This window comes from Mucilaginibacter aurantiaciroseus, assembly GCF_024055595.1.
Classification (GTDB): domain Bacteria; phylum Bacteroidota; class Bacteroidia; order Sphingobacteriales; family Sphingobacteriaceae; genus Mucilaginibacter; species Mucilaginibacter aurantiaciroseus.
The window spans coordinates 948,289-970,667 of record NZ_JAMXOF010000002.1 but is presented as its reverse complement, the minus strand read 5'-3'; the positions used below and the strand labels follow the sequence as shown (position 1 = coordinate 970,667).

The 22,379-nt window shown below is 43.5% G+C and carries 23 protein-coding genes; 8 read left to right on the top strand and 15 right to left on the bottom strand.

All coding sequences use genetic code 11. The features are described 5' to 3' along the window. A complete protein-coding gene (locus NAF17_RS12700) occupies positions 1-1,158 on the bottom strand; it encodes an acyltransferase family protein (protein ID WP_252758366.1) in 1,158 nt (385 codons plus the stop codon). Between the two features lie 139 nt (positions 1,159-1,297). Between NAF17_RS12700 and NAF17_RS12695 the strand changes: the two genes are divergently transcribed. Both NAF17_RS12695 and NAF17_RS18135 read left to right on the top strand, forming a co-directional pair. Beyond that, a complete protein-coding gene (locus tag NAF17_RS12695) occupies positions 1,298-1,576 on the top strand; it encodes a hypothetical protein (RefSeq protein WP_252758365.1) in 279 nt (92 codons plus the stop codon). 41 nt (positions 1,577-1,617) lie between these two features. Then, complete coding sequence (locus NAF17_RS18135) at positions 1,618-1,746, top strand: hypothetical protein (protein ID WP_256474502.1); 129 nt, start codon at positions 1,618-1,620, stop codon at positions 1,744-1,746. Here NAF17_RS18135 and uxaC read toward each other — a convergent pair. The 8 genes from uxaC to NAF17_RS12655 form a co-directional block, all read right to left on the bottom strand. Continuing rightward, entirely contained in the window at positions 1,736-3,142 is a 1,407-nt protein-coding gene (uxaC, locus tag NAF17_RS12690) for a glucuronate isomerase (protein WP_252758364.1), read from the bottom strand. The two genes, NAF17_RS18135 and uxaC, sit on opposite strands and share 11 nt — an antisense overlap. A gap of 73 nt (positions 3,143-3,215) precedes the next feature. Next, positions 3,216-4,265, bottom strand: a complete 1,050-nt coding sequence (locus NAF17_RS12685; RefSeq protein WP_252758363.1) for a glycoside hydrolase family 130 protein — start codon at positions 4,263-4,265, stop codon at positions 3,216-3,218. A 162-nt stretch (positions 4,266-4,427) separates the two neighbouring features. Then, positions 4,428-4,931 (bottom strand): hypothetical protein, encoded by a 504-nt coding sequence (locus tag NAF17_RS12680; protein ID WP_252758362.1) that lies wholly within the window; start codon positions 4,929-4,931, stop codon positions 4,428-4,430. 128 nt (positions 4,932-5,059) lie between these two features. Next, positions 5,060-5,896 carry an oxidoreductase gene (locus NAF17_RS12675; RefSeq protein ID WP_252758361.1) on the bottom strand — a complete coding sequence of 279 codons (837 nt, stop codon included), beginning with the start codon at positions 5,894-5,896 and terminating at the stop codon, positions 5,060-5,062. A gap of 70 nt (positions 5,897-5,966) precedes the next feature. Beyond that, positions 5,967-7,025, bottom strand: a complete 1,059-nt coding sequence (gene arsB / locus NAF17_RS12670; protein ID WP_252758360.1) for an ACR3 family arsenite efflux transporter — start codon at positions 7,023-7,025, stop codon at positions 5,967-5,969. 4 nt (positions 7,026-7,029) lie between these two features. Beyond that, the gene (locus NAF17_RS12665) at positions 7,030-7,446 is read right to left on the bottom strand and encodes an arsenate reductase ArsC (RefSeq protein ID WP_252758359.1); all 417 of its coding nucleotides are present in this window, start codon (positions 7,444-7,446) and stop codon (positions 7,030-7,032) included. A gap of 11 nt (positions 7,447-7,457) precedes the next feature. Then, entirely contained in the window at positions 7,458-8,015 is a 558-nt protein-coding gene (locus NAF17_RS12660) for a DUF6428 family protein (RefSeq protein ID WP_252758358.1), read from the bottom strand. Positions 8,016-8,071: 56 nt separating this feature from the next. Continuing rightward, positions 8,072-8,401, bottom strand: a complete 330-nt coding sequence (locus NAF17_RS12655) for an ArsR/SmtB family transcription factor (protein ID WP_252758357.1) — start codon at positions 8,399-8,401, stop codon at positions 8,072-8,074. Positions 8,402-8,497: 96 nt separating this feature from the next. Between NAF17_RS12655 and NAF17_RS12650 the strand changes: the two genes are divergently transcribed. Further along, positions 8,498-8,884, top strand: coding sequence for a HigA family addiction module antitoxin (locus NAF17_RS12650; RefSeq protein WP_252758356.1), 387 nt, complete (start codon positions 8,498-8,500; stop codon positions 8,882-8,884). Here NAF17_RS12650 and NAF17_RS12645 read toward each other — a convergent pair. Further along, positions 8,798-9,742: a Smr/MutS family protein gene (locus tag NAF17_RS12645; RefSeq protein ID WP_252758355.1), complete on the bottom strand. Its 945-nt coding sequence runs from the start codon at positions 9,740-9,742 to the stop codon at positions 8,798-8,800. The genes NAF17_RS12650 and NAF17_RS12645 overlap by 87 nt on opposite strands. 851 nt (positions 9,743-10,593) lie before the next feature. Between NAF17_RS12645 and NAF17_RS12640 the strand changes: the two genes are divergently transcribed. Then, the gene (locus NAF17_RS12640) at positions 10,594-12,486 is read left to right on the top strand and encodes a M1 family metallopeptidase (RefSeq protein WP_252758354.1); all 1,893 of its coding nucleotides are present in this window, start codon (positions 10,594-10,596) and stop codon (positions 12,484-12,486) included. A 371-nt stretch (positions 12,487-12,857) separates the two neighbouring features. Here the strand turns inward: NAF17_RS12640 and NAF17_RS12635 are convergent, their stop codons facing one another. Continuing rightward, positions 12,858-13,223 carry a YtxH domain-containing protein gene (locus NAF17_RS12635; protein ID WP_252758353.1) on the bottom strand — a complete coding sequence of 122 codons (366 nt, stop codon included), beginning with the start codon at positions 13,221-13,223 and terminating at the stop codon, positions 12,858-12,860. A gap of 141 nt (positions 13,224-13,364) precedes the next feature. On the opposite strand from NAF17_RS12635, the gene NAF17_RS12630 reads away from it, so the two are divergent. Continuing rightward, positions 13,365-13,607: a hypothetical protein gene (locus tag NAF17_RS12630; protein WP_252758352.1), complete on the top strand. Its 243-nt coding sequence runs from the start codon at positions 13,365-13,367 to the stop codon at positions 13,605-13,607. A gap of 131 nt (positions 13,608-13,738) precedes the next feature. Continuing rightward, positions 13,739-14,425 (top strand): GDSL-type esterase/lipase family protein, encoded by a 687-nt coding sequence (locus NAF17_RS12625; RefSeq protein WP_252758351.1) that lies wholly within the window; start codon positions 13,739-13,741, stop codon positions 14,423-14,425. A gap of 130 nt (positions 14,426-14,555) precedes the next feature. Here the strand turns inward: NAF17_RS12625 and NAF17_RS12620 are convergent, their stop codons facing one another. The 4 genes from NAF17_RS12620 to NAF17_RS12605 all read right to left on the bottom strand — a co-directional run bounded on the left by NAF17_RS12620 (position 14,556) and on the right by NAF17_RS12605 (position 19,061). Further along, a complete protein-coding gene (locus NAF17_RS12620) occupies positions 14,556-14,750 on the bottom strand; it encodes a cold-shock protein (protein ID WP_067057762.1) in 195 nt (64 codons plus the stop codon). Positions 14,751-14,845: 95 nt separating this feature from the next. Next, the gene (locus tag NAF17_RS12615; protein ID WP_252758350.1) at positions 14,846-15,985 is read right to left on the bottom strand and encodes a GAF domain-containing protein; all 1,140 of its coding nucleotides are present in this window, start codon (positions 15,983-15,985) and stop codon (positions 14,846-14,848) included. Between the two features lie 359 nt (positions 15,986-16,344). Then, positions 16,345-17,556 (bottom strand): diaminopimelate decarboxylase, encoded by a 1,212-nt coding sequence (lysA, locus tag NAF17_RS12610; protein WP_252758349.1) that lies wholly within the window; start codon positions 17,554-17,556, stop codon positions 16,345-16,347. Between the two features lie 194 nt (positions 17,557-17,750). After that, positions 17,751-19,061, bottom strand: coding sequence for an aspartate kinase (locus tag NAF17_RS12605; protein WP_252758348.1), 1,311 nt, complete (start codon positions 19,059-19,061; stop codon positions 17,751-17,753). 87 nt (positions 19,062-19,148) lie between these two features. Between NAF17_RS12605 and NAF17_RS12600 the strand changes: the two genes are divergently transcribed. Then, positions 19,149-20,558, top strand: a complete 1,410-nt coding sequence (locus NAF17_RS12600) for a phosphohexomutase domain-containing protein (RefSeq protein ID WP_252758347.1) — start codon at positions 19,149-19,151, stop codon at positions 20,556-20,558. 234 nt (positions 20,559-20,792) lie between these two features. Then, the gene (locus tag NAF17_RS12595; RefSeq protein ID WP_252758346.1) at positions 20,793-22,193 is read left to right on the top strand and encodes an alpha-L-fucosidase; all 1,401 of its coding nucleotides are present in this window, start codon (positions 20,793-20,795) and stop codon (positions 22,191-22,193) included. The last annotated feature ends 186 nt before the right edge of the window (positions 22,194-22,379 follow it).

Here is a 22,379-nt window from a genome sequence, read left to right as displayed (position 1 = left end):
TTACACTTTTAAAAAGGTTTTTTTACGGTATAAGAAGTACAGGAACATCCATTTTATCATCACAAAACAAATGGCCATTACCACAATATTGTAGGGCTCGCCAACCAGCTCGCCCAGCCATCCAAAGAAACCGTTGGTGGCGTAGTTCCAGTTGATGAATTTGCTGGAAATGTAGATGAGGATGGAGTTCATGCCGATGACCTTGAAATAGAACGCCCAGGCCTTGTAGCCCAACACATCTATCACGTAGTAAAACAGCGCCAATAACAGCAAACTTAAACCGCCTACATGCAGCACGAACGAGCTTGTCCACAGGTTTTTATTGATAGGGAAGTCCAGGTTCCAGATCTGCGCCAGCACTAAAAAAATTACGCCTACTGCGGCCAGTATAAATGCTTTGCGGCCTTTATGCTGATGCCCGGTTTTTAGCAATGTGCCTGCCAATACGCCTAATAAACCAGTGCTTATTGCAGGGATGGTAGAGAATAGCCCCTCGGGATCGTGGATGCCTAAGTAAAGTTTCCCCGGTAGTATCAGCCTATCCATATAAGAGGCAAAGTTGCCCGGCATGGTTAGGTCGCCCGGGGCAAAGCCGGGGGCAGCTGTAAATTTCAACAGTAAATAATACCCGATGATGAAAAACCAGAAAAAAGCTATCTGCCATTTACGGTTAGCATACAGGTAAATAATATTAGCGAACATGTAAGCGATACCAATGCGCCCCAATACGGATGCAAAGCGGATCTCCTCGAATGTTTTAAGCGTTTTTAAACCATTATTAACCAGCAAACCAAGCAACACCAAAATAGCCGCGCGTTTTACAACCCGTAAAACCAGCTGACCTTTAGTAGCGCCCTTTTCCAACTCGCGGCCTGTAGAGTATGGGGTTGCCACCCCCGCCAAAAACAAAAACAGCGGGAAGATGAGGTCATACAAATGAAAGCCGTTCCAATCCGGGTGTGTAAACTGGTTGGCGATGGTTTTCCAAAACGGCGAACCGGTTGCCTTGGCAAGGGTATGGAAAATTTCCTCGCCCCCTAAGATCCAGAACATATCAAACCCGCGCAGGGCATCAAGGGAATAAAGCCGCTCGTAAGTAAATGGCGAAGTGTTAACACCATCAGATGCGGGAATGTCATCGGCTTTTTGTACAGTCATTGGTAATGTTAATACGGTTTTAAACAGACCGGCAACAGCCACCGGCATTGGTTTATAGAATTGGTTTTAAATATAAGATACTTTTTAAAGGATTTACAAAAGTTTTTTTATCCTTCCTGTCGCCGCAGGGTCTCACATCGTGCGCCCTGCGGGTGAGGCTACGCAGGTAAAAATGCGTATTTTAAGGTATATGGGTTGCGCCTGCCATTGGTCACCTTTAGATTTTGTGAACAAGATAGATTTGCAGCACCTTAAGGTAAACCTTGAAGCTTACGGGTTGGATGAGCAGCAACTGGATAACAACGTAGAGATTGTACCCTACCGGGTGGTGCAGGAATGCGTTAACAACGAAATAAAACACGCTAAAGCCAACCGGCTGGACATTAATCTACCCCAGGGGAGGATAATATATCCCTAACCATCGAGGATAACGGCATCGGTTTTAACACCAACGGCAAGATGAAATTTGAAGGCATCGGCTTCAAAAATAGCATCGCCCGGGTAGAGTACCTGAAAGGCACGGTTGACACCTCATCCGACCAAAACAAGGGTACGATTATAGCGATCTATATCCCGATTAAAGCTTAAAGTTAAAGTAGCTTTTAGCGTTGTAGTAGCAAATATCCCTTATTACTTTACCTGTCCAATCTACATCATTTGGCAACTCGCCGTTCACAATATCATCTGCAAACAGGTTGCATAAAATACGCCTGAAATACTCATGACGGGGGAACGACAGGAAGCTGCGCGAATCGGTTAGCATACCTATAAAGCGGCTTAATAAGCCCATATTTGATAGCGCGTTGATCTGCCTGGTCATACCTTCCTTTTGATCCTGAAACCACCATGCCGAGCCGTACTGCACTTTGCCTGCGATAGAGCCGTCATTAAAGTTACCGATCATGGCAGCCATCATTTCGTTATCGGCCGGGTTTAAGTTGTAAATGATAGTTTTGGCAAGGCGCTCGTCCTTATCCAGCTTATTCAGAAACTTGGCAAGCGGCCTGGCCTGGCTAAAATCGCCAATAGAGTCGAAACCTGTATCCGGCCCAAGCTGACTAAGCAAGCGGCTGTTATTGTTCCGTAGTGCCCCTAAATGGAACTGTTGCACCCAATCCTTCTCCTGGTTCCACACCGCGAAATTATATAGCATGGCCGATTTAAATTTTACCTTTTCAGAATTGGTTACTTTTTTCTCGGTACGCACTTTTTCAAAAATCTCGCGCATTTCTTCATCGGTATATTCCTCGGCGTACATGTGCTCCACGCCATGGTCTGCCACGGTGCAACCATTGGCAGCGAAGTAATGATGACGGTTTTTTAGCGCGTACAGGTAATCTTCAAATGTATGGATGCTGATGTTTGATACCTCTTCGAGTTTGTTAACGTAAGCGTTTAGCGCTACCACGTCTTCGATATACATGGCCTTATCCGGTCTAAATGCCGGGAATACCTTTGCCGTTGCACCGTCGCGTTTTATCTGATCGTGGTGGCTCAGGTCATCCAGCGGGTCATCTGTAGTGCAAATCACCTCCACATTCATTTTTTTGATGAGCTGTTGTACCGAAAACTCCGGGCTTTGTAGCCTTGCCGAGCAATCCTGGTAGATAAATTCGGCAGTACCTTCTGTAAGTCGCGATGTGATGCCGAAATAACGCTGCAGTTCGAGGTGTGACCAGTGGTAAAGCGGGTTACGCAGTGTGTACGGAACGGTGCTTGCCCATTGCTGAAACTTTTCTTTATCAGGTTTGCTGCCTGTGATGTAGGCCTCATCTATTCCGTTGGCACGCATGGCGCGCCACTTGTAATGGTCGCCCTGTAACCAGGCCTGGGTTATGTTGATAAAGTTGATATCGCCTGCAATTTGGTTTGGCGGCAGGTGGCAGTGGTAATCTATAATGGGGAGGTCTTTTGCGTGGTTGTGATACAGATCGCGTGCGGTATCACTGTGCAGCAAAAAGTCCTCATCTAAAAAGCTCTTCATAATTGGTTAATAAAAAGGCAATGTATTAAACATTTCTGATACATTTTACCTGCAAAGCACGCAAACGTTTTAGTTACACACCCATAGCCGCCAAGATCTCCATAATTGAAAACTTAGCCCCGCAAACAAACTCATCGGCAGCGCCATAATATATGGTGATGTTATCGCCATCAACTATGTGGCCATTAGTAAATACTACGTGGCCAAAAAAGCCGGTGGTTTCATAAGCCTCAGTTGGTTCCATGATAGGGCCGGTGGTGCGGGCGATGACTTTTGAAGGATCATTCAAGTCGAGCAATACAGCACCTAAGCAATAACGGTGCGCTTTAGTAGCACCGTGATAAATCTCCAGCCAGCCTTTTTCGGTTTTGATAGGTGCCGCGCCTGCACCAACACGGCCGCTATCCCACATACCCTCGCGGGTTTTAACAATACATTTGTGGTTTCCCCAATGCTCGCCATCCGGCGATTCGGCTATCCAGATGTAATTACCGCCAATATCTACACTGCTTGGGCGGTGCAGGGTGTAAAACTTACCGTTTATTTTTTCTTCAAATATGGCTACGTCTTTGTTATGCGGAGGCAGGATCATACCATAGGTCTGGAAATTTTTCCAGTCGGTAGTGGTACGCATGCCTACGCCCACCCCGCTATCGCTTACCGCGGTAAAGGTGAGGTAGTATTTATTCTCGAGACGGGTTACCCGGCAATCCTCGATACCAAAGGTTTGCAGCGGGCCGCTTCCAAACAGCCTTCCATAACCTTCAGGTTCGTAAAACTTCACGCCATCATCGCTGCAAAGCAAGCGCAGGTGCGATAGCGTGGTGAGGTAATCTACCCCTTTGTATCTTACCACGCGGGCATCCGTAGCAATCAGGTCGCTATCGTCCAAAGCTATTTCCATAATGGTGGTTTCCCCCGTCGCTGTAAGGATCGGGAAAGACACCTTTACTTCGCTTTGCTCCGGGCGCTCAGCCACCCGCACCAGCAGCCAAACCTTTCCATCAAACCTGAACACGCCGGGGTTTAGCAGGCAGGCAATGTGCAGGCCTTCGGTGGTTGCTTTTAGGTCTTTGGGGGATAATAACGGGTTTTGCGGGAAACGCTTTGCGATATCTGCCATAATATATGTAGTGGTACGATGCTTTAACATCCTGCTTATACAATGGTTTCTGATAAAAATTCTTAAATAATTGATTAACCAAATAAATGCCGAATGTGTAAACAAAAAATGCCGGTGAAACTTTCGCTTCACCGGCATTTCTCACATTTATATTATATGTTATTATTTACCCGGACGCGGCACTACAGGTGCTGCAGGAGTTGTACCGGATGCCGGTGCTGCAGGCGAAGTTGTACGTGGCGCGGTTGGCGATGTACTGCTTGGTATTGCCGGGCTTTGCGTTGGCACAGCTGGTGTTTGTGTGGGCACAGTCGGGCTGGTTGGACTTGTTGATGGTACGGTCGGGTTCGGCATGGTTGGTACCGGCGCTGTTGGTACAGTAGGGTTAGTTGGGCTGGTTGGGGCCGTAGGGTTTGTTGGTGTTGTAGGATAACTTGGGTTAGTAGGGTTTGTTGGCGTCATTGGGCTGGTTGGGCTTGTTGGCGTAGTTGGAGTTGTACTCCTTGTTTTAGTTTTTTGTTTTTTAGGCACGGTATCCTGCTGGGCAGTTAAGTTACCTGTTAACAAAAATGCTTTATTAGCAGATGTGGTTGTGTGTGTTTTTGCAGCAGCGTTGATAGCAAATGCTGCAAAGGCCGTCGCCATTATTAAACTTATCTTTTTCATGGTATATATTATTTAATGGTTTATAACTATTAACTGTAATGCAATTACCATGCCGACAAAAGATAAATTATATTTAAAATAAAAAGGCCCCGCTTTTTCAGGCGGGGCTTGATATGATCTGTGCACAATTATTCCTGCGGGTAATCGGCACCTGTTGTAGTTTCTTCCCAGGCATCAAAATCCTTCTTTAGTACTTCCAGCTTATTGCGGCCGCCTTTTAATGCGGCTGCGCCTAACAGCAGGTGCAATGGTGGGTTAGCATCGTCAACAGCTTTAACAATTGCTTTTGCTGCGCGTACCGGGTCGCCGGGTTGTTTGCCGCTGTACCCTCGGATGGCATCCTTATTGGTACCTGCGGTTGCTTTGTAATCGTCTATCTCTATCGGGCTGTCATTAGCAGATCGGCCTGCCCAATCGGTACGGAAACCACTTGGTGCAACTACTGTAACTTTGATACCTAACGGTGCGATCTCCTTAGCCAAAGCTTCAGAATAACCATCTACCGCAAATTTGGTAGCATTATAAAAACCTACTCCGGGGAAACCAACCAAGCCTCCTATCGATGCAATATTCACTATATGCCCGCTCCTTTGCTTGCGCAAGGTTGGCAATACGGCTTTGGTAACGTTATTTAATCCCCAAAAATTGATTTCGAACATATTGCGAACGGCATCATCCTCGCTCTCTTCTATCGCGCCAAAATAGCCTATACCGGCATTGTTAACCAGTACATCTATGCGGCCAAATTTTTGGTTTACCTGCTTAACAGCGGCAGTAATTTCATCGGCCTTGGTTACATCCAGTTTTACCGCGACGGCGGTGTCGGGGTAATCGGCAATAATATCTTTAATATCGTTGGTATTACGCGATGCTACAGCGGCTTTATTACCTGCGGCCAGCACCTCTTTGGCTAACTCGCGCCCGAAACCGGTGGAGCAGCCTGTTATGAACCATACTTTACTCATTTGTTATAAATTTTATACAAGAGAAATAGCAAGGAGGCGAATTTTGTTTGTCAGGAGAGGTTCATGTTAGCTAATAATACTTATCCCGCAGCCAAATGGCCACTTTTACCAGGATGATCAAGGCAGGCACTTCTACCAGCGGACCAATAACCCCGGCGAAAGCTTCGCCTGAGTTTATACCGAAAACCCCAATTGCTACCGCTATAGCCAACTCAAAATTGTTACCCGCCGCGGTGAAGGCGATGGATGCATTTTTGGAATAATCGGCCCCCATACGCTTGCCGGCAAAAAAGCTCACCAAAAACATGATGGCGAAATAAATAACCAACGGTATAGCAATACGAACCACATCAAACGGGATCTGGACAATAAGTTGCCCTTTTAGGCTAAACATTACTACTATAGTAAACAATAATGCGATTAACGTTACAGGCGAAACTACCGGTAAGAACTTTTGATTGAACCACTCCTCCCCTTTTAGTTTGATTAGTATATACCTGCTAATGATCCCTGCTGCGAAAGGGATCCCAAGATAAATGCATACCGATTTTGCTATCTGGCCGATGGTGATGTTCACCACCTCGCTCTTCATACCAAATAAGGGCAACAGTATAGTAATAAATACATAAGCATAAACGCTGTAAAGCAATACCTGGAAGATGCTGTTTAATGCCACCAGCCCCGCGGCATATTCCCGGTTACCTTCGGCGAGTTCGTTCCAAACAATCACCATGGCTATACAGCGGGCAAGGCCTATCAAAATAAGGCCTATCATATAATCCGGTTTATCATGCAGAAAGATCAGGGCCAGCGCAAACATTAGTATCGGCCCTACTATCCAGTTCAGGAATAGAGACAGGCTTAAAACTTTGGTGTTACGAAACACTTCGCCCAGGTTTTCATACTTTACTTTAGCCAGGGGCGGATACATCATTAATATTAACCCAATAGCTAACGGAATATTAGTTGTACCGCTGGAGTATGAATTGATAAAAGCAGGCGCGGAAGGCACAAAATAACCTATGGCAACACCTATAGCCATCGCCATAAAAATCCATAAGGTGAGGTAGCGGTCTAAAAAGCCAAGTTGTTTTCGGTTGGCCGCCGGGGCGCAATTGTTAGCCGTCATAATTTTATTGGATGTGTTGTTTTACAAAATCTTGCGAGTACACCTTTATCATATCGCGTACGCGTGTAAATTCGGCCATTACCTCATCAGGGGTTCCCGTAGCCTTTGCCGGGTCGGGGAAATTGTGATGAAAGCGCTTAACATCCCCCGGGAAAAACGGGCAGGCTTCGTTTGCGTTGTCGCATACGGTTATCACGCAATCAAACGAGATGTTCAAATACTCATCCACATGGTTTGAGGTATGTGCCGATAGGTCAATCCCATCCGCAGCCATCACCGCGATAGCTTTAGGGTTAACGCCATGTGTTTCTATCCCGGCGCTATAAATAGTCGCATTAACGCCTGCGTAATGGCGCAGGTAACCTTCTGCTATTTGGCTGCGGCAGCTGTTGCCGGTGCATAGTACTAATATATTTTTCATAATAATTTTAATTAACAGCAACCCAATCCCGGCGCACAGCAAGAAGCATCGGCGGCAAGGTTTTGCATTTGTATCTTTGGTTTAACCGCGGCTGTTGGGGTGCAGCATTCCTCCCCTTTATCATTGGTACCACAGCTGCCGCCACGATCAATGGCTTTACATTGTACGGCATCGGGGCGTAGGTCTACCACCAGGTTATCGCCATCTATAAGCAAATTTATAGGCAGCATTTGGCGGGTATCAAATTGTTGGTTACCAAATTCAATTTTAACTATACCATCTGCATCTAAGGTTAAAGTTTTTTCAACCAAATTAATAATAGACAAAGCTTTGCTTACCTCCATTGCCCTCTCCTGCTGTTGATCTTCCGGTTCCCAAAGTTGTACGATGATTTCCGTCCACCTATTCATCACGCCGCCGCAGTCTACCGATGTGATGGGCGCCTGCTTAATTTCGGTGATGTGGTAGGATGCATCTACCCATTTATTTTCGGCATACCTAAACTGCAGTATTAGCTGCGGGTTTGCCTGTAGTTGTTCTTTAAAAGCGCTCCATTTTAAGTGTTCCATAATTATATATTTAATTTTATCTATCGTAATATTACGATAGATTTAAGCAAAAAAATCTAACAACAGGTATTTACATCTTTATAAGATGTAAACATGGTATTTATCTCGTTTTGTAAAGCTTTCCAGGCTTTTAGTTCGATGCAGTAGCATACGCTAACACCCTCTATTGTTCCCTGGATAAGGCCGGCATTTTTTAATTCTTTTAAATGCTGGGAAATGGTGGCCTGTGCCAAACCAAGTTCGTCTACCAAATCGCCGCAGATACAGGCATTAGCATTGATGATGTGCTGCAAAATGGCGATACGGGCCGGGTGTGCAATCGCTTTTAATTGCGTAGCCAATCTATTTTGCTCATCATTAAAATTATCTGTTTTAGTAACGCCCATACCAATCGCAATATTACGATTAATATTCGAGGTTTTTTTAATTTTACATTTAATTATTCAAACGCAAGCGAAGTTAAAATTTTAGTTTATCGTTAAATGGAAAAATTACCTAACATACACCCCGGCAAAATATTACTCGAAGAGTTTTTACTTCCGTTAGATGCAACCCCTTACAGGCTGGCAAAGGAAACGCATATTCCCCAAACACGCATTTACCAAATTATAAAGGGCAACCGAAGAATAGCCGCTGATACAGCATTGCGTTTTAGTCGCTTTTTTTGCAATAGCGCAAAGTTTTGGCTTGGCCTGCAGGATGATTTTGATATTGAAGACGCCATGATCAAGAAGCACGCGGAATTGATAATATCAAACAACTTAAAAGCGCTTAACTTCGTCCTACTTCAACACCACCTTTGTAGCGCCATATCCAAACTTCTCTTTACGGGCATCCATAAAGGTTTGCACCTTGGGGTGCTTGCTTAGCAGTTTATGCAGTTCGTGTTTCAGGATGCCGTTACCCGTACCGTGGATGAACGTGATATCGGGCATCTGGTGAACAATGGCGGCATCAAGCGCTTTTTTAAAATGATCTGTTTGAATATTTAGGATCTCGCTGCTGCTCAGGAACTGGTGGTCGTCGCGCAGTTTTTCAATATGCAGGTCAAGTTCGCTTACAGGCTTGGCTACGGTTTGGGCTTTTTCTTCGGCGGGTTTAAAAAAGCTTTCCTTTAATTTTTCAGCATCTATGATCAGTTCCGGTTCATCCAGTTGAATCATCCAGCCCAGTTGTTTAATATACGGAACAAGCTTTTTAGCGCCCGAAAAATCTTTTGCTTTAAATTGCTCGCTCACATTAAGGGGGCTAACCGACGGCTGGTTTTGCCTGGTATAAAACAACCCCTGGAAGATCAACTTAGGCCACAATTGCAGATCTGATAGTTTAGCCGAATATATTTTTGCTACACCGTTAGCTTCGATAATGCCAGAAAACTCACCTTTAAAATCCTTCTGCTGCTGAGCGGTAACCGAGGTAAGTAATTGATAAGATGTTTCGTTGATGATATACAAATGCACTAAAGCCTGGGCTTTGGCATCGGCCACTACAGCAATGTGCACGCCTTTGCTTTTAAACTCGCCTACAGGTTTTAATTCGGCAATGTATTCCTCATCGTGGCTTTCGGCACCGTGGCCGTGTACGTAGGTAACCTTGCTGGCTAAAACGGGAATCTCAAAATCGTCCTCAACGGTAACGCCTATCATCTGCTCGTCGATGATGCGGGTTACGTAGCCTTCCAATTTTTCGTCAACAAAGCGTACAAAATCACCTAACTTATATCTCATGTTGCAATAATAAGGAGCAATGCTTTAAAAATGATATTAATACTGTCAATTTAACTTCAAATGCGTATTAATCGTTTTTATATTAACTAAATTAAATTGATTTTTGTGTTTCCTTTTCATAGTAATTTAAGCAAGATAGCCCCTCATACCCCACCTGCTCCCGCTGCTGCATTTTTTAAAACAGATCATTTTACATCACCTTACCCGTATTTTCAACGGTAAACGTTTTTTACAGCAGCGTGCAGATGACCTTGTAAAACTGGCATCGTTTAAAGCGCTTAAACTTGCCGTAGGCGAATTTGGCGGCGACGTTGATAAGCAGGTGGAACGGATGGAAGAAATTTATAAACTAATAGGCGAAACTCAATCGCCCCGAGGGTTGCAACCCCATCAGATCTATAGTGAAAAATGGGTTTTATTTGGATGTTGGGCAAAATATACCATTGATTAATGATCTTGACCTAATGCTTTATTTTACAGATTTTAGAGCACATCAATATCACCGCATACCGCATGCTTTTTATGATAGCCAAGTTATTAAAGTATGATGAAATGAAGCAGTTGCTTACGGAGAACTTTGATGGGTAAGCAGATAACGACAAGTTATTTACGCTGATAGCAAAGGAATACATTACCGGTTAACATCAGCCAAAAAGCCCTTAAAATAACAAAACCGGACTATAAAGCCCGGCTTTGTATAGTTATTTAATACCCCTACTAAAATAACTTAATGCAAAGGAATATAAATAAAAGCCGCCAAACAAGCAAGTATTGTAACAATTCGCTTACCAAAATCATCAAAGGTTTATTCTACATTTGTTATGTGTTTTTACAAAAACTTATGATTTATTATGTTTAAAAAAGTCCTGTTTACCGCAATTTGCAGCATAGCGCTGTTACAATTGCAGGCCCAAAGCCTTTACATGCCGCGCGATATTAAAAAAGCGTATGACAACGAAACCCGTAGCCTTGATGGTAAACCCGGCGCCAAATACTGGCAAAACCGCGCGCGTTACAATATCTCGATAACTGCCGCGCCGCCGCTAAGTACCGTAAAAGGTACCGAAACCATTACTTACATTAACAACAGCCCCGACACCTTAAAAAGGCTGAACATGAAACTGATCCTAAACATCCACCGCCCGGGATCTGCCCGTATGGGAGATGCGGGGGCTGATTATTTAACATCCGGCATCCAGATAGATACTTTTTTAATTGCCGGCCAAAAAAAGCCTTGGAACAATGTGCAAAATGCATCTACCAACCAGGCTGTTGGTTTAGGCAAACCATTGATGCCGCATGATTCGGTTAAGATCAACATCTCGTGGCACTTTGATGCATCAAAACAAAGCGGCCGCGAAGGGCAGATAGACAGCACCAGCTATTACCTGGCTTACTTTTACCCACGCGTTTCTGTTTATGACGATTATAACGGCTGGGACCGCATAGCCTTTGTTGACGCGCAAGAGTTTTATAACGACTTTAATGATTATACCTTGAATGTAACCGTGCCTAAAAACTTTATTGTTTGGGCTACCGGTACACTGCAAAACCCAACCAAAGTTTTACAGAAAGAATATGCCGACCGCCTGCAAAGATCAATGACCAGCGACAGCACCATTAATGTGGCTACCATTGATGAAGTGACCGGTAACAAGGTAACCAACCAAAGCGCCAGCAACACCTGGACATGGACCGCAACCGACATCAGCGACGTAGCTGTTGGCCTAAGCAACCATTACATTTGGGATGCCGGCAGTGTTATTGTGGATAGCAAAACCGGAAGGCGATCAAGCATGCAGGCTGCTTACTCTGTAGCCGGTACCGATTTCAAAAAATCGGTACAATATGGCCGTAATGCTTTAGGCTGGTTTAGCCACAACTGGCCGGGCGTACCTTATCCGTTCCCTAAAATGACGGCGTTTCAGGGTTTTGCAGATATGGAGTACCCGATGATGGTGAACGACAGCCAAATGGGCGACCCTGGCTTTGCACAGCTTGTGCAGGACCATGAGATTGCACACACCTGGTTTCCTTTTTACATGGGCATTAACGAAACCCGTTACGCGTTTATGGATGAAGGCTGGGCCACCACTTTAGAATACCTGATAGGTAATGCCGAAAAAGGCAAAGCCAAAGCAGATGAATTTTACAAACAGTTCCGTATCAATGGGTGGATCAACAACCGCTCGAGCAACCAGGATATCCCGGTGATTACTCAGACCAGCGAACTGACCACCGGCTATGGCAACAACGCTTATGGCAAGCCATCATTAAGCTACCTTGCATTGAAAGATATGCTTGGCGATGAACTATTCAAAAAAGCATTGCACGGTTATATGGATAGGTGGCATGGCAAACACCCTATCCCATGGGATTATTTCAACTCGATGAGCAATGTATCAGGCCGTAACCTAAACTGGTTCTTTAACAATTGGTTCTTCACAAATTACTATAACGATTTGGCTATTAAAAACCCGGTAACAGGTAAAGATGGTTATACTTTAACCGTAGCTAACATCGGCGGTTTTGCAATCCCGTTTGATGTGGTTATAACGTATGCTGATGGCACAACAAAAACTATCCACAAAACCCCTGCGGTTTGGGAAGCCAACCAGAAACAAACACTGGTTACCTTTAAAGTTGAAAGAGGTAAAAGTTTAAAATCTATCACTTTGGATAACGGCATTTACATGGATGCTAACACCAAAGATAATACCTGGGCTCCTGCTGCTAAAAAGTAAGCAAGCTTAATTTTATACATTAAAATGCCCGACCAGATGTGGCCGGGCGTTTTAATGTATATGATGTCAGTAAATGCTTTAAAAGAGGCGGATCTGATTAAATTTTTTTTGATCACTATCCTATTGCCAAGCTTTTGCCTTATGCTTAAGATCCCCCCCTTGTCAAGCGGCTGCCAAAACCAACCTTCTTTGTTTTTAGTGTTAACCTTATTGACATAAGATTTATTTAAACTTAACTTGTTATGATAACAATTGTGCCTGTATCACTGCACTTTAGCGAACTATATGGATAATTTTGGATGGCAATATTAAACACAAAAAAGCCTCCCGACATTAGCCGGGAGGCTTTTAAACATTTTATCTTAAAATACTTATGCGTTCTGGATAGAATTATTCCAGTCGTTAGCGGTACTTTTTACTTTTGATTTTACGCTGTCTGCACCGTTTTCGGCATAAATGGTTGCTTTTGATTTTGCATCGTCATAAGCACCTTCGGCATCGTTAACAGCACCGTTAAATTTTGATTTTACCGAATCAACCGTATTACCGGCGTATTCTTTAACGTTATCTGCAGTGTTCTGCGCTTTGTTTTTTGCTTTGTCAACAAGGTCGTTCACATAATCAGCAATGTCGCCTCTTAATTCTTCACCTTTTTCAGGGGCCAATAGTAAACCTAATGCGGCGCCCGCTGCAGCACCCACTAAAAGTGCTGCTATAATTTTTGCTTGATCTTTCATTATTAATTACTTTTTAGTAGATGATTTGTACTTAGACCAACAAATACCATACCGCACTGTTTACTTTTTTTATATTAAGTTTAATTTGCAACCATAGGTGTACTATCCACACAAAGTAAGCACTTTGGCGTTTAGGGTATTATGACTTGGGAAACTTTAACAGACTTATTAAAGCCTGCACACTTTAGGAAAGTATTTTATTTAACAGCCGTTGTACTGGTAGCTATACTCATTGTACTTAAATATAAACTTTTCCCAACTTTCGACCGGAAAGAACATGTGGGCCACCGTATTGGGCGCCATATATTAGATACGCTAATCCCGGTAATTATGGCCATCATCGCGATTGCATCTATAGTTTTTTGGATAAGCGGGAATGATTAAGTAAATCGCCCTGTCTCGCTATTTATTATACAGCTTATTTATTCTTAAAACCCAGAGGGTATAAAGGTACTGTAGCAAATGGCAGTGCTTTAATCACAACGGCTGTTTAATGATATATTTGATCAATAATTATGAAAAGACATTTAATTGCAATTTCTGTTTTAGGTAATTTCATTTTTGCAGGCGCAATAATCAGGCATTTTGTTTTAGCCCCAACCGTAAACCCCAACCCGCCCTTAACATTTTTTTGCAATGGCGACAAGTTGCAAAGCGGCTTGCCGAAATCAACAAATGATGTGTTGTTTTTAGGCGACAGTCAATTTGCCGCGTATCCGGTTGTTGAGTTAAGTGGGATGCCTACGGTTAAAAACCGTGGCATATATTATGATTCGTCAAGGGGAGTATTAAAACGGGTTAAGGATATAGTTTCAGGGCATCCGGCCAAAATATTCATAGAATGCGGTATAAACGATCTTGAAAATTCGGTACCAATAGATCATACCTTTAACAATGTAAAGCTGGCGATCTATATTATTAAAATCAAAAGCCCATCAACCAAGGTTTATATTTTAAGTGTGTTGCCAACTGCTTTGAAATTCGGAGAAAATCCGCGTTCTATTGAAGCAGAAAGAGTTGCTTTAAACAATAAATACAAATCGCTGGCACATGCTACCGGAGGTATTTATATTAATCTGGATAGCACCTTTAAAAGCGGTGTAGCGTTAAATAAAATTTACGACGTGGGCGACCAAATACATTTAAACGCTTTGGGGTATATAAAAATGACTGAACTTCTTAAGCCGCACCTGATTGAATAACTCGTTAAGTAGTCATAATTTAATGGCTTGACAGGCTCACCAAAAAGTAAAAAAATCATAAAGCAAAAAAAAACATCCGCCCTTTTGGGGAGCGGATGTTTTCTGTAACATTTAGTGGATTAATATATAATTAAACAACTTTTACGTTTACTGCGTTTAAGCCTTTTCTTCCGTTTTCTACTTCGAACTCAACTTTATCGTTTTCACGAATTTCGTCGATCAGACCTGTTGAATGAACAAATACGTCGGCACCACCACCATCAGGTGTGATAAATCCAAAACCTTTTGTCTCATTGAAAAATTTTACTGTTCCTTCTTTTTGCATTATTTTATTTATTAAAGTGCGCAAGATAGGTATTTTTATCCATAAAGTGCAAAACCGTTGTAGAAGCGGGTTATGCCAACGCTAAAAATAGCAGTTTACGCTACAACAGCCAAGTGACGGCTGTGCAGGGTATTTTCCGAGTCTTTAACTATCCCGCGGATCTTCTCGTCGAGTTCGTTTACGGTAAGCTCCATAATTTCAAAATAGTTAAAATAAACATTTTCCATTTTTATCAGGTCCATAATGCCAAGCAACGATGCAACCGGCCTGCGTAACTCATGCGATTGGATTATGGCAATACGGTTAAGCGCATCATTTTGCAAGTTAATGTAAGCCTCCTGCTTTTTATGATGTGTAACATCTGTAGAGTTTAGCGCCACACCAATAACCGCTCCCTCTTTGTTCCTAACGGGGATAAAGGTGGTGTTCATCCAGCAGGAATACGGGGTACCGGCCATAATATGCCACTCAAGCTTTACAGATTTACCGCCCATGGCAGCCTTACAATACTTTTTCATTTGCCCTATGGTTTTAGGGTCGGAGTAATCGAGCAAATTATCGCCATTTAGTAAAGCATGGCCGTATACGGTATGTATAAATAATGATGCCGATTTATTAAAAGCCAGCACCTCAAAGTTTTTGCCAATAAGCAGGTGGCTATCTTTACTACTATCAAATATGGCTTTTAACTTTAATTCAGAATCGGTGATAGCTTCGGCCTGGGCTTTTTCTTTATCGCGCTGTTCGGCAAGTACCTTAATGCTCCAGTTAAGTTCCATCAGGTTCACCACCTGTTTAGACATAATTTGGAGGGCTTTCTGCTGATGGACGGTCAGGTCGCGCGGCTCCATATCCACCACGCATAAACTACCAATAGCATAACCATCTTTTGTAATTAACGGCGAACCGGCGTAAAAGCGCACATTTGGATCACCGGTAACAAGCGGGTTTTGATTATGGCGGTCGTCTTTCTGAAGATCGTATATAATATTTACACCTTCCTGCTCAATAGTGTTATTGCAAAAAGAAATGCTCCTGGGGGTGTCGGTAACATCGGTACCTACGGCTGCTTTAAACCATTGTATTTCGTTATCAAGTAAGGTAACAAGCGCGACAGGTGTTCCGCAAATTTCAGATACAAGGGCAACAATATCGTTAAGGTCCTTCGTGATACCGTCGTCGAGGTTTTTAAACCTGTCTACGGCGGAAAGGCGTTGTTGCTCGGTGTAATTCATCGGTAAGGTTAACTAAATTAAAAGTTAAATTAATAACTTCAATGCTTGCATTAATACGGTAAAATGTAAAAAAAGTTTACAAAAAAGCGATAATCAGTATTTATTTTAACAGGTTAAATATAAGTACGCTAAAACTAACTGTAGAGTTTTAATTTCACTCCAAATAGTTTATATAAAAAAGCCCCGAAAGTGTCAACCTGCGGGGCCTTACTAAATACCTTAACATCACTTATAACCACAAAAGCAATATTAATTACTTAGCCACATTGTATATAAGACAACCAACTTATAATCAACCTAAAGAAGCTATTTAATTAATATACGCTTAATAAGCGCCGATGGTTTGCAGTACCTTTAACTTATTCTGAATAAACCGATTGCACATGATCGCGCAGGTTGTAGTTTGATGCCATCACCTCGCCATAAGCACCCGCCGTGCGGATAGCGACCAGGTCGCCACGGTATGATTGCGGCAGGTCTACATCTTTCCTAAAGCAATCCGTACTCTCGCAGATTGGGCCTACCACGTCATATTTGATGGCCTCACCCCACCTTTCTCCAAAGGAGAGGGAGTTATCAGCTTCTGATTTTTCTTGATTCTTGGTTCTTGATTCTTGACTCAGGTTTTGAATAGAATGATACGCCTGGTAAAGCATTGGCCTCATCAGCTCTGTCATACCGGCATCCAGGATCAGGAAATTTTTCTTTTGACCATTCTTTACGTAAAGCACCCTGGAAATTAGCGATGCCGATTGTGCTACCATGGCCCTGCCCAATTCAAAATGCACCTCCTGCCCCGGTTTTACGCGCAGAAATTTGCTGAACACTTTAAAGTAAGCTTCAAAATCGGCAATGCTGTTGGTGTCGGGGTTGTAGTAATCTACGCCCAGGCCGCCACCTGTATTCAATATCTTTATCGCAAAGCCGTGGTCTTCAAACCAATCCTGCATTTCGTTAATGCGGGTACACAGGTTACGGTAAACCTCCATATCGGTAATTTGCGACCCGATGTGGAAGTGGATGCCTAAAAACTTCAGGTTGGCGCATTTGCGCAGCATCTCGGCCACATCATTTAGTTGCCATGTGTTAATACCAAATTTATTCTCATCAAGCCCGGTAGTTATAAAGTGGTGTGTGTGAGCATCCACATTTGGGTTGATACGGATAGCGATACCTGCTATCTTTCCTTTAGCAGCAGCCAGTTCGTTAATAATTTCCAACTCCTGTACCGACTCGACATTGAAGCAGAAGATATCCGCATCCAGCGCCAGGTTAATTTCCTTATCAGACTTACCTACGCCTGCAAAAACCACCTTACCTTTATCAAAGCCATGCTCCACGGCCGATTTTACCTCGTTACCGCTCACACAGTCGGCACCAAAGCCGTACAACTGTATAGTTTTAACCACCTTAGGGTTAAAGTTAGCCTTCATTGCATAATGCACATGGAAACCGTATTTTGATGATGCATCCCTGCAGGCATCAAGCGTGTTGCGCAAAACATCCATATCATAGTAATAAAATGGTGTTTCCGTATCGTTAAAGCGCTGTATCGTATTGTTGTTAAACATTGTTGTAAAGTCAAAATTAAAAAGTCAAAAGTCAAAATTGACTATTCTCTAAGCGTCATTGCGAGGAGCGATAGTGTCGTGGCAATCTTCGATATGCTTATCGCCAACTTGTCTATCAAAGATTGCCACGCTATGCTCGCAATGACGCGTGGTATGCTTTAAGCCCTCCCCTTCCGGGCAGGGTTGGGTAGTGCTTAAAAAAGCCTGCTATGCAAGCTCCTCAATACCTCTACCTTGTCTTCTGTTTTTACCAGTACAGACATATTGTGGTCGCTGCCACCGTATGATATCATCCTTACCGGTACGTGTTTAATCGCTTCCAGTACACGGGCTGCGTAGCCATGTTTCTCGGCAGCAAAATCGCCCACCACACATATAATAGAATGGTTCACGTCAATATCAACCGAACCATAAGCACCCAGCTCTGCAGTGATCTCGCCCAGGTAAGTGGTATCATCAATAGTTAAGGATACAGCCACCTCAGATGTGGTGATCATATCTATCGACGTGCGGTAACGCTCAAACACCTCAAACACACGGCGTAAAAAGCCATGTGCCAGCAGCATGCGGCTACTTTGGATCTTAATGGCGGTAATGCCATCCTTAGCAGCTATGGATTTAATTTTGTCCTTTTCGCTGGTGTTGGTTATCAGGGTCCCTGCAGCCTGCGGATCCATGGTGTTTAATAACCGTACCGGGATTTTATATTTTTGCGCCGGGAACACACTTTGCGGGTGTAAGATTTTGGCACCAAAGTAAGCCAGCTCGGCAGCCTCATCAAACGAAAGCTGGGCGATAGGTTTGGTATTACTTACAATACGCGGATCATTATTATGCATCCCGTCAATATCCGTCCAGATTTGTACTTCCTCGCTGCGGATGCCTGCACCAATTAATGACGCGGTGTAATCGCTGCCACCGCGGCGCAGGTTATCAATTTCGCCAAAAGCGTTACGGCAAATAAAACCCTGGGTGATGAACAAGTTCATATCCGGATATTTTTCCAGCAATGGCGTAAGTTCAGCCGTAATATGATCTACGATGGGCTCGTTGTCCTCATCCGTCTTCATAAACTCCAATGCCGGCAGTAATACCGATGGCACGCCGATCTCTTTCAGATATATATGGTATAACGTGGTCGACAGTAATTCGCCCTGCGCTAAAATAACTTTATCTTCTATGGGGGTAAACAGGTCGTTAGCAAAGCTGCTTAATAACCTAAAGTGATAATCAATAACCTCTTTACCCTGCTCAAATGTTTCGGGCTTCTTTAAAAGCTCCTTTATCACAGCTTCGTACTTTTCCTTTAATGTTGCGATCAAAGTGGCTGCCTTCGCCTTGTCATTTGTAAGGTAGGCCTGGCCTATTTCCACTAAATTATTAGTAGTGCCCGACATGGCCGATAACACTACAATTTGCCTTTCCTGGGGGTTTACGATGTCCAGTAGCTTCTGCATGCGGGCGGCACTACCAACCGATGTTCCGCCAAATTTTAAAACTTTCATTATTTGTTTCCGTTTACCATAAAACATTAATATTCTTGTATTATATTGAGGCGCTAAAAATAGGATTTTAAACCACTTATATCTAAAATGAGCAAAATAAAATTTGGAACAGATGGCTGGAGAGCGATCATTGCCGACGACTTTACTGTTGAGAACGTAAAACGAGTGGCCTATGCAACAGCATTGTGGCTAAAACAAAACTTTGAGAACCCAACTGCGCTTGTAGGCTGCGACCCGCGTTTTGCAGGGCCGATGTTTGCAGATGTGACCACTACGGTACTTGCATCACAGGGCGTTAAGGTATTCCGTGCCGAAAATACTTTCGTATCAACCCCCATGATCTCGTTGGGTACGGTACGTTTAAAAACGTCCGCAGGTATCATTATTACGGCCAGCCACAACCCTCCCGCTTATAACGGATATAAAATAAAAGCATTTTACGGTGGCCCGGCCACGCCGGATGATATTGAGAAAGTAGAATCGCAGATCCCGGATACCATCAGCCTCGAGCTAAAATCGGTTACCGATTATGTTACCGAAGGTTTGGTAGAATACGTTGATCTGGAAGATATGTATGTAGAGCATGCCGAAGCCAACTTTGATATCCCTGCCATCCGCGACAGCGGCTTGCAATGGGCCTATGATGCAATGTACGGTGCAGGCCAGAATGTTATGCGCCGCCTGTTCCCGGATATTACTTTTTTGCATGCCGATTACAACCCAAGCTTTGACGGCCAGGCACCTGAGCCTATCCAGCGTAACCTGCAGGAGTTTGAGCAACTGATCAAATTATCTGAAGGTGAAATTGCATCAGGTTTGGTTACCGATGGCGATGCAGACCGTATTGGTTTATATGATGGCGATGGCAACTTTGTAGATTCGCACCACATATTGTTGTTGCTTATCCATTACATGCATAAAGTTAAAGGCGAAACCGGCGAAGTATATTCTACCTTTTCGTGTACCAGCAAAATTCAAAAACTTTGTGATGCTTACGGCTTAAATAACACGGTTACCAAAATTGGCTTTAAATACATTTGCGACCTGATCGTGAACAGCGGCAAACCATTTATGGTAGGTGGAGAAGAATCAGGCGGTATAGCGGTTAACGGTCACATTCCGGAACGCGACGGCGTTTGGATAGGCTTGATGATATGGGAGTTTATGGTAAAAAGCGGCCGCAGCTTAAAAGACCTTGTACAGGAAATTTACGATGTGGTAGGCAAATTTGCAGTAGAACGTTATGATCTGCATGTTACCGAAGAGAAAAAACAAGCGATCATTAGCCGTTGTAAAGGTGATATCAGCGCGTTTGGCGACCTAAAAGTTACCCGTACCGAAGACCTGGATGGTTTCAAATTCTTCTTTGAAGACGAAACCTGGGTAATGATCCGCCCATCAGGCACCGAGCCAGTACTTCGCGTTTACGCCGAAGCACCAACTACAGCCGAATCATTTAGAATATTAGACACCGTGAAAGCGGACCTGTTGAAGTAATTTAGATTTGACAACTTTTGAAAAGTTGTCAAATCTAAATTATAAAGGCTTGCTTCGGCAAGCCTTTTTTTGGCCTTAATAATTTCCTCCCCTATTCCACCCCGTCAATTCGAGATACGAAGCAATGACGCTTTTTTATTTCATTCCAATTTTCCTGAATAACTTAACAATAACCCTTACTTTTTCGTGCTGATATAATTGCTTACTTTGGGTTAAACATCAAGCGTTCATCTCATGAAGAAATTACTGACAGCCGCATTCCTGTTATCATTCATTATTTTTAAAGCATCAGCACAAAACAATGAGGCGGCTACCACCACGGCCAATTATACCGCATTACAGCAAAAATTTGTCAACCTTAAATTCGGGATGTTCATCCACTTTAACATCCCCACCTACATGGATGCCGACTGGCCCGACCCGGAAGCGCCTGCATCTGCATTCAACCCAAAAAAATTAAACGCCGACCAGTGGGCCAAAGCCGCCAAAAGCGCTAACATGACCTACGGTTGCTTGACAACCAAGCACCACAGCGGTTTTTGTATATGGGATACCAAAACCACCGATTATAACGTAATGAACAGTCCGCTGAAGCGCGATGTGGTAAAAGAGTATGTGGACGCTTTCCGCAAGAACGACTTGAAGGTGATGCTTTATTACAGCATTTTGGATACCCACCATAAGCTTCGCCCGCATAACATCACCCAAAAACATTTTGAAATGGTGAAGGCTCAGCTTACCGAGTTATTAACTAAATATGGAAAGATAGAGGCTATTATTATTGATGGTTGGGATGCGCCATGGTCGCGTATTAGCTATGATGATATTAACTTTGAGGATGTATACCACCTGATCAAATCTATTCAGCCGAATTGTGTGCTGATGGACCTTAATGGCGCAAAATACCCTGCCGAAGGACTTTTTTACAGCGATATCAAAACCTACGAAATGGGTGCCGGTCAGCGTATTTCTAAAGAGAATAACATTATGCCGTCATTGGCCTGTTTGCCTTTACAACAAAACTGGTTCTGGAAAACCAGCTTCCCTACCATCCCGGTAAAGGATGCAGCCAAAATGGTTGCCGAATTAACCACCCTTAACAAGGCCGATTGTAACTTCATCTTAAACGTTGCCCCAAACCGCGATGGTTTATTTGATGATAATGCTTTAGTCGCGCTGAAAGAAATTGGAAAACTTTGGAAAAGCGACGGTCCTGCACCCAAACTGGCTGCAACCGGTGCGCCGATAATTTCAAGCAATATCGCTAAAAACAAACCCTCAAACTCCAGCTGGAGCGATGATTCTGAAATTATGGATTTTGCCAACGATGATGATTTTACAACCTCATGGACGTCCAGCAAAACCGTCGAGAAACCATGGTATGAAATTGATTTTGGATACGATACCGAATTTAACACTATTGCACTTACCGAGCGCAAACCAAATATCACGGCTTACCACTTAGAGTACCTGCAAAACGGCGTTTGGAAGCCCATTTTGAATGGCAACACCACATCCCGCGTAAAGATACACCGCTTTAACCGCGTTTGGGGAACAAAGATCCGGGTGAGCATTGATAAAGCTGAAGGCCAGGTTTCTATCGCGGAGTTTGGGGTTTATAATGAGAGAAGATAAATAGACCCGTACGGCTGTCGCCGCAGGGTATCACATCGTGAGCCCTACGGTTGCCTTGCATGCCTGTGCAGGGTTCTCGTCCCGAAGACCCCGCAAGGATTTTAATATATAAAATTTAAGACGCGAAGTATCGCGTCTCCGTTTGCCAAGCTTAAAGTATTAATTCCCTCAACAAAGGCATATTAT

Excerpts from the sequence above, each read along its gene's own strand:
- NAF17_RS12700 (WP_252758366.1), bottom strand. The coding sequence starts at position 1,158 with ATGACTGTACAAAAAGCCGATGACATTCCCGCATCTGATGGTGTTAAC.
- NAF17_RS18135 (WP_256474502.1), top strand. The coding sequence starts at position 1,618 with ATGAAATTTGAAGGCATCGGCTTCAAAAATAGCATCGCCCGGGTAGAG.
- uxaC (WP_252758364.1), bottom strand. The coding sequence starts at position 3,142 with ATGAAGAGCTTTTTAGATGAGGACTTTTTGCTGCACAGTGATACCGCA.
- NAF17_RS12685 (WP_252758363.1), bottom strand. The coding sequence starts at position 4,265 with ATGGCAGATATCGCAAAGCGTTTCCCGCAAAACCCGTTATTATCCCCC.
- NAF17_RS12680 (WP_252758362.1), bottom strand. The coding sequence starts at position 4,931 with ATGAAAAAGATAAGTTTAATAATGGCGACGGCCTTTGCAGCATTTGCT.
- NAF17_RS12675 (WP_252758361.1), bottom strand. The coding sequence starts at position 5,896 with ATGAGTAAAGTATGGTTCATAACAGGCTGCTCCACCGGTTTCGGGCGC.
- arsB (WP_252758360.1), bottom strand. The coding sequence starts at position 7,025 with ATGACGGCTAACAATTGCGCCCCGGCGGCCAACCGAAAACAACTTGGC.
- NAF17_RS12665 (WP_252758359.1), bottom strand. The coding sequence starts at position 7,446 with ATGAAAAATATATTAGTACTATGCACCGGCAACAGCTGCCGCAGCCAA.
- NAF17_RS12660 (WP_252758358.1), bottom strand. The coding sequence starts at position 8,015 with ATGGAACACTTAAAATGGAGCGCTTTTAAAGAACAACTACAGGCAAAC.
- NAF17_RS12655 (WP_252758357.1), bottom strand. The coding sequence starts at position 8,401 with ATGGGCGTTACTAAAACAGATAATTTTAATGATGAGCAAAATAGATTG.
- NAF17_RS12650 (WP_252758356.1), top strand. The coding sequence starts at position 8,498 with ATGGAAAAATTACCTAACATACACCCCGGCAAAATATTACTCGAAGAG.
- NAF17_RS12645 (WP_252758355.1), bottom strand. The coding sequence starts at position 9,742 with ATGAGATATAAGTTAGGTGATTTTGTACGCTTTGTTGACGAAAAATTG.
- NAF17_RS12640 (WP_252758354.1), top strand. The coding sequence starts at position 10,594 with ATGTTTAAAAAAGTCCTGTTTACCGCAATTTGCAGCATAGCGCTGTTA.
- NAF17_RS12635 (WP_252758353.1), bottom strand. The coding sequence starts at position 13,223 with ATGAAAGATCAAGCAAAAATTATAGCAGCACTTTTAGTGGGTGCTGCA.
- NAF17_RS12630 (WP_252758352.1), top strand. The coding sequence starts at position 13,365 with ATGACTTGGGAAACTTTAACAGACTTATTAAAGCCTGCACACTTTAGG.
- NAF17_RS12625 (WP_252758351.1), top strand. The coding sequence starts at position 13,739 with ATGAAAAGACATTTAATTGCAATTTCTGTTTTAGGTAATTTCATTTTT.
- NAF17_RS12620 (WP_067057762.1), bottom strand. The coding sequence starts at position 14,750 with ATGCAAAAAGAAGGAACAGTAAAATTTTTCAATGAGACAAAAGGTTTT.
- NAF17_RS12615 (WP_252758350.1), bottom strand. The coding sequence starts at position 15,985 with ATGAATTACACCGAGCAACAACGCCTTTCCGCCGTAGACAGGTTTAAA.
- lysA (WP_252758349.1), bottom strand. The coding sequence starts at position 17,556 with ATGTTTAACAACAATACGATACAGCGCTTTAACGATACGGAAACACCA.
- NAF17_RS12605 (WP_252758348.1), bottom strand. The coding sequence starts at position 19,061 with ATGAAAGTTTTAAAATTTGGCGGAACATCGGTTGGTAGTGCCGCCCGC.
- NAF17_RS12600 (WP_252758347.1), top strand. The coding sequence starts at position 19,149 with ATGAGCAAAATAAAATTTGGAACAGATGGCTGGAGAGCGATCATTGCC.
- NAF17_RS12595 (WP_252758346.1), top strand. The coding sequence starts at position 20,793 with ATGAAGAAATTACTGACAGCCGCATTCCTGTTATCATTCATTATTTTT.